Below are 4,697 nucleotides of genomic sequence, written 5' to 3'. Positions count from 1 at the left end.
GTCGTGCTGCCGGAGTGGTCACCGGTGGTGACGGTGCCGGGTCACTGGCGTTCTGCGCCGCCGCAGGCCCACGGCCGTGCCGCTTTTGCTTCACAGCCGCACCAGTGCAGCGGTCCGTGCGGCGTGCACAGCCACTCGCACGATGTCGCCCGCCACTCCGGCGTGCCGGTATCTGACGATAATGCCTTCTGGGGCGCGCTGGGCTGTTCGTGCTTTGCGTTCTGATTAAGTGACTGAGGGAGGGCCGTGTGCGAGAGCATACGGCTTTTTTTATTACAAAACGGACAGCATCAGCCCTGCGCGTTCTGATAGAGATCCCAGCGGTTACCGTACAGGTCCTCAAAGACCACCACGGTGCCGTACGCTTCCTCGCGCGGTGCTTCGCAGAACGTCACGCCGTTTTCCTTCATCGCCGTGTAATCCCGCCAGAAATCATCGGTCTGCAGGAACAGGAATACGCGGCCTCCGGCCTGATCGCCGATAAAGCCTGACTGCCGTTCACTGGAGGCGCGTGCCAGCAGCAGATTGCAGTCGCTTCCGGGAGCTGGCGTCACCACCACCCAGCGTTTGCCCGGCTGCGGGGTGTCTTCCACCAGGGTAAAGCCCAGTTTCTGGGTGTAGTACTCAATTGCCCTGTCGTAGTCATCAACCACGATTGCCACATAGCCGAGACATCTTTTTTGGGTGCGCATCGCTCTTTCCTCCTGTAAGTATCTTGCCCTGTCGAATGATATTTCGACCTCAGATTGCTCCTCTTTGAACATTTAATGTTCATTATTTTATTTTGTATTGATATAGGGTTTTGTGCTGATTTCGATCTGTATTGGTTAATTTTTTGCGTCACTGGCACCGGAAGGATGGTTGAAGGGGCGCTATTGTCAGCTACAGAAAATCGATGAGCACGATATCCTCGGGCTACTGGCCAATAACGGTATAAATATGCCCGGTGCAGTGCAGATTAGTGCAGCGAGTAGCGTGTAAGGGGACCAGAGCAGGCCCGGCTGAGTGCAATACTTTTGCGGGTATTATCCAACATGGAAAATAAAAAAACAGGCCAGCATCAGCTGGCCTGTGACGTACAACGGATTGTGAACCTGAATCCTTACGGCAGCGCGTAAGCGATCACGTCATCACCGCGGTTATCGTTGGTGCCGGTACGGGTTGCGCCGCCGGCCACCACCACGATGTACTGCTTACCGTCTTCGCCGATATAGGTCATCGGAGCGCCCTGTCCACCCACCGGCAGACGGCCGCGCCACAGCTCTTTACCGGTGTTGTTATCCAGCGCGCGCACAAAGTTGTCCAGCGAGCCGTGGAAGAAGGTCAGGCCGCCTTTGGTGACCAGCGGGCCGCCCATGGTTGGCATACCCAGCGGGATTTCGAGACCCGGCGCCACGCCGTGGATTGGTGCATCTTTGATGGTGCCCATCGGTACCTGCCAGCGGGTTTTACCGGTCGCCAGGTCAATGGCAGTCATGGTACCAAACGGCGGTTTGAAGCACGGCACGCCCAGCGGTGACATAAACATGCCGCGTTCAACGCCCCACGGAGTGCCCAGCTGCTCGGAGTATTCGCCTTCGGTGGTCGCCTGCAGGCCGCGACGGTCGGCATCCTCACGTTTGATAAACTGGCCCCACTGCGCCATACGGATATCGTTAACGATCAGCGTGCCGGTTGACGGGTCAATCGCGCCGCCGCCCCAGTTAAAGCCGCCGTAGTAGCCCGGGTAGATCAGCGTGCGCTGCTTATCAGACAGCGGGGTAAATTCGCCTTCCCAGCGCATCTGTTTAAACTGCACGCGGCAGTAGAGCTGGTCGAAGATCGACGCGCCCCACATATCCGACTCTTTCAGCGCCGCGGTACCGACGGAGATGGCGGAGTACGGCTGGGTGGCGGCCACTTTCATGCCCGGCATCGCGTCGGTGGAGACCTTACGCTCTTCGACTTTGACCACCGGCTTACCGGTACGGCGGTCGAGCACGAACACCTGGCCACGCTTGGTCAGCTGGATCAGTACCGGCGTGATGCTGCCGTCTTTGCCCGGCATATCATAGAGGATCGGCTGGGAGGAGACGTCGTAGTCGAACTGATCCTGGTTGGCGGTGCGGAAGTGCCACACCTCTTTACCGGTCTTCAGCTCAACCGCCACGATCGAGTCGTTATACTCGTCAGAGTAGGCGTGACGGTTGCCGGTCCAGAAATCAGGCGTCTGGTTGCCGGTCGGGAAGTAGGCAATGCCCAGTCTGGCGTCATATGCTGCAGTACCCCAGAAGTTCGGCGTTTCAATCGGGTACGTCTCTCCCTCTGGCAGCGGGGTGCTGTCGGTTGCACCGCGCGATGCGTCCCACGCCCACACCAGTTTACCGCTGCGCGCGTCATAGCCGCGCACCACGCCGGAGGCTTCGCCTGTGGTCAGGTTGTCGTTCAGCTTGCCGCCGACCATCACGATACCGTCGGCCACCAGCGGTGCGGAGGTCAGATAGTAGGAGCCGTGCGCGCTGGCACCGAGGCCGTTCAGCAGGTTAACAAAGCCTTTATCACCGAAGCTTTCGTCAAGCTGGCCGGTTTCCGCATCCAGCGAGAAGATGCGGCCATCCACGGTGGTGCTGATAATGCGCTTGTTACCGGCGATGGCCGGCGCGGTGCCGTCCTGCGGAGCCGCGCTCAGCTCGGTATACGCCACGCCACGGCAGCGTTTCCAGGTTTTGTTGCCTGAGGTCTCTTCGATTTTCGGATCGAAGCGCCACTTCTCTTTGCCGGTGACAGGATCGAGCGCCATCACCTTGTTCAGCGGCGTACAGACGTACATGGTGTTGCCGACTTTCAGCGGCGTGGTCTGGTATTCCGAACCGTTAACCGCCAGATCGCCGGTGTGGTAAGTCCAGGCCACCTTCAGGTCTTTCACGTTGGTGGTGTTGATCTGGTTAAACTGGGCAAAACGCTGGCCTGCGGTATTACGGCCATACGCTCCCCAGTCGTTACCGCTGTCATCCGACGCGGTTTTATCCAGCACCGGGAGCGGTTCACCGCTGGCTTCCACTTCCGCGTGCGGGCGGAACATGCCGGCAAAGATGGCCACAATGGCTACCAGCAGCGCCGCTGACAGGCCGCCTGCGGCCTTGCAGGCGATCGCCCGCGATCCATCTTTTTTACGCAGCAGCGGCGCGGACGCCGTTGCCAGTAGCGCCACCACCAGGAAGGTGACGGTACGCGGCACCAGCTGCCAGAAGTCGGTGCCGACTTCGCTAAACGCCCAGACCAGGCTGACCACTAACAGCAGCCAGGCAACCACCAGCGCCCAGCTGCGCTTTTTCATCAGGCCGAAGCCGGTGGCGGCCATCGCCAGGCCGGCGGGCAGATAGAACCACGCGCCGCCGAGCGCGATCAGATACGCGCCGCCGCCGGCCAGCGCCAGGCCCATCAGCAGCAGAAGCGCGCCGATGAGAGTAACCACAATATTACTGCTGTTTTTCATGATAACTATTTTCCATGCTAAGCGATTTCCCGTGTCGGGAGGTGATTGAAAACGACCATTGCTACGAAAAATGAAATTTATTTATCTTTGTTATGGTTTTGATGCGAAAAATCTTTCGCTTCATGCACACAATCTTTTTTTTAACAATCTGCCTAATCACCTGTTTTCAAATCAAAAAATTCACGCAATAAAAGTATGGCTTTATGCGAATTTAGGGGTTTTAAAACAGTGGGTTGCAGAACAAATGTGAGCGGGATCGAATATTATCTGACTTTGCTACCGTTGGCAAAGGAGTTTGCCAACGGTAGCAAAATAAAACATCGCAGCAACATCATGTTGCGAGATAGTGTGGTGGCACGAGCGAAAAATGGAGGTGCACCACACATTCGCTACGGCAACCTGTTGAGATGCGGTGGGATCCTTTATTCTGAGCACATGACTTCAGCATCCCGGACCCATTGGTAAGCCATGACAAACAACAGCGTAAAAGAGAAGCAGGCGCAAAAATCCACCGCCAGCGATGTGGCCGAACTGGCCGGGGTTTCGAAATGGACGGTGTTACGTGCGTTCAAATCCGGAGCATCCATTTCACCTGAAGCCCGTGAGCTGGTGATGAACGCCGCCAACAAACTGGGCTTCCGCCCTAACCTGCTGGCGCGCGGCTTAAAGCAGCGCAAAACCAACATTATTGGCGTGGTCACCGATGAGTTCAGCAATCCGCATACCCTGAAGATGCTGCAGGAAACCACCCGCCAGCTAAACGAACGCGGCTATATGGCGCTGCTGCTCAACGTCGACTCCGGGGAAAATTATCAGTCGGTGATGCAGATGGCCGGGCAGATGCAGGTAGACGGGCTGCTGTTCCTCGCCACTATTTTCAGCGATGAGCTGATTACCACGGCGGAGACGCTGCACCATATTCCGTCGATCCACGTCTGCCGCAGTACCAATAATGCCGATGTGGAAGCGATCAGCGTCGATGGTTTTGCGGCAGGAACGGAGATCGCCAGGCTGCTGCTTGGTCAGGGCTATCAGCGTTTTGGCTACCTGAAGGGGCTGAACAATGCGACCACCGAGCTGATGCGTCTGGAGGGGTACGTGGCCTGTCTGGAAGAGGCGGGGCAGTCGCTGCATAAGGTGCTGGAAGCCGGCCATTACGATCGCGATCTGGCTTATAAGGTCACGCTTGAGTACCTGAAGAAAACCCGCGGCGCGGATCGCA

Annotated in this window: 4 protein-coding genes and 1 pseudogene; 3 read left to right on the top strand and 2 right to left on the bottom strand. The window is 57.5% G+C overall.

The window, feature by feature from the left end; genetic code table 11:
- Positions 1–225 (top strand): annotated as a pseudogene (locus tag NV64_RS24135) (amidohydrolase); the annotation flags it as partial.
- Between the two features lie 65 nt (positions 226–290).
- Here NV64_RS24135 and NV64_RS15745 read toward each other — a convergent pair.
- A complete protein-coding gene (locus NV64_RS15745; RefSeq protein ID WP_056232785.1) occupies positions 291–692 on the bottom strand; it encodes a VOC family protein in 402 nt (133 codons plus the stop codon).
- 151 nt (positions 693–843) lie between these two features.
- Here NV64_RS15745 and NV64_RS15740 point away from each other — a divergent pair, with 151 nt between their 5' ends.
- A complete protein-coding gene (locus tag NV64_RS15740; RefSeq protein WP_082502274.1) occupies positions 844–981 on the top strand; it encodes a HipA N-terminal domain-containing protein in 138 nt (45 codons plus the stop codon).
- A gap of 121 nt (positions 982–1,102) precedes the next feature.
- Here the strand turns inward: NV64_RS15740 and NV64_RS15735 are convergent, their stop codons facing one another.
- Entirely contained in the window at positions 1,103–3,475 is a 2,373-nt protein-coding gene (locus tag NV64_RS15735) for a membrane-bound PQQ-dependent dehydrogenase, glucose/quinate/shikimate family (RefSeq protein ID WP_056232784.1), read from the bottom strand.
- A gap of 468 nt (positions 3,476–3,943) precedes the next feature.
- Here NV64_RS15735 and NV64_RS15730 point away from each other — a divergent pair.
- Positions 3,944–4,697, top strand: a 754-nt coding sequence (locus tag NV64_RS15730) for a LacI family DNA-binding transcriptional regulator (RefSeq protein WP_101506280.1), incomplete at its 3' end; no start/stop codon positions are given.

Origin of the sequence: Erwinia sp. B116 (assembly GCF_002865965.1) — a bacterium.
Taxonomy (GTDB): domain Bacteria; phylum Pseudomonadota; class Gammaproteobacteria; order Enterobacterales; family Enterobacteriaceae; genus Erwinia.
This window is presented reverse-complemented; position numbering and strand designations above follow the sequence as displayed.